This is a genomic window from Protofrankia sp. CiT1, assembly GCF_917627335.1.
In the GTDB taxonomy this organism is placed as follows: Bacteria; Actinomycetota; Actinomycetes; order Frankiales; family Frankiaceae; genus Protofrankia.
Genome location: NZ_CAKJTP010000064.1, coordinates 24,254 through 25,619 on the forward strand (window position 1 = coordinate 24,254; position 1,366 = coordinate 25,619).

A 1,366-nucleotide genomic window follows, 5' to 3' on the forward strand; every position below is an offset into this window, starting at 1 on the left:
GGCACCAGCCAGCCGGGCGCTGGCGACACGGCGAAGAACCCGCCCGTGATGGCGCGCTGTGTCACGCCAGGCCTGCTCCTGTCCGCCGTGCCGCCAGCCGGCGGTGGTGCCATGGGCCATCAGGGCCTCGTCCTCGTCTTCAGGAACACGACACGGAGCTCCTGCGCGCTCAGCGGCTATCCGGGTGTCGCCGCTCGCGACAGCAGCGGACGCCACCCCGTCGACGCCGCTCGCAGCACCGTCGGCTCCATCTTCCCGAGGACAGCACGATCACGGATCGTCCTGGCGCCGGGCGGCACCGTGTCCGCGGGCCTGGAATGGACCGTCGTCCCGATGGGGCCACGGGACCGTTGCCCGCGGTACGCCGGTCTCGCGGTGACGCCACCGGACGAGACACGCAGTCTGTGGCTGACCAGGCCGCTCAGCTTCTGTGGCGAGTTCCGGATCCATCCGCTGGTATCCGGCACCGACGCTGGCGGCACCGACGCTGGCGGCACCGCCCAGTAGCGGCGCGGCGGTCGCGGCGAAAAGCGTCGGAGGCCTGTGATTGCCTATCGGCCATGGACGTCGCGACCACCCTGCTTCTCCTTCTCGGCCTGTTGCTGGGCGGCGCGGGCGGTTTCGCGGCGGGCCGCCGCGCTGGCGACATCCGCCTCGCGGCCCTGGCCTCCGAGCGTGACGCCGCCACCCGCGAGCGTGAACTGCTACGCCAGTCGGAACAGGCCGCGCGGGAGCGGGCAGCGCTGGCCGAGGCTGATGTCGCGGGCATGCGGACGGCGCTGGACTACGAACGGCGATCCGCGACCGAACGCCTGAACCTCGTCGAGCAGAGCCAGCAACGCCTGGCCGAGTCGTTCCAGGCCCTGTCCGCACAGGCGTTGGAGAGCGCGAGCCGCCAGTTTCTCGACCTTGCCTCCGTCCGCCTGCAGGAGGCCGGTACGCGTGCCGCCGGCGACTTCGAGCAGCGCAGGGTGGCCGTCGAGCACCTGATCAGTCCGCTGCGGGAGGTACTCGGGAAGATGGAGCACCGGCTGGCGGACCTGGAAACCGCGCGCATCGAGGCGTACGCGACTCTCGTTGAGCAGGTCCGGGGTGTCCAGCAGGTATCCGAGGGGCTGCGAACGCAGACCGCCGCCCTGGTCACGGCCCTGCGCAAGCCCCAGACTCGCGGGGCCTGGGGGGAGATGCAGCTGCGCCGGGTGGCCGAGGTCGCCGGAATGATCGCCCGCTGCGACTTCACCGAACAGCCCACCATCACCGACGGCGACGGCGTGCGGCGACCGGACATGGTCGTTCACCTGGCGGGCAACCGGAACATCATCGTGGACGCGAAGGTGCCTCTGATCGCCTTCCTTGAGGCTAGCGA

The 1,366-nt window shown here is 71.2% G+C and carries 2 protein-coding genes; both read left to right on the forward strand.

Going from position 1 to position 1,366, the window contains the following annotated elements:
• Window positions 1-507: DUF4232 domain-containing protein (locus MJ785_RS12470; protein ID WP_239380956.1), on the forward strand; the 507-nt coding region annotated here is incomplete at its 5' end.
• A 53-nt stretch (window positions 508-560) separates the two neighbouring features.
• A partial coding sequence (gene rmuC, locus MJ785_RS12475) for a DNA recombination protein RmuC (protein WP_239380958.1) occupies window positions 561-1,366 on the forward strand: 806 nt, incomplete at its 3' end.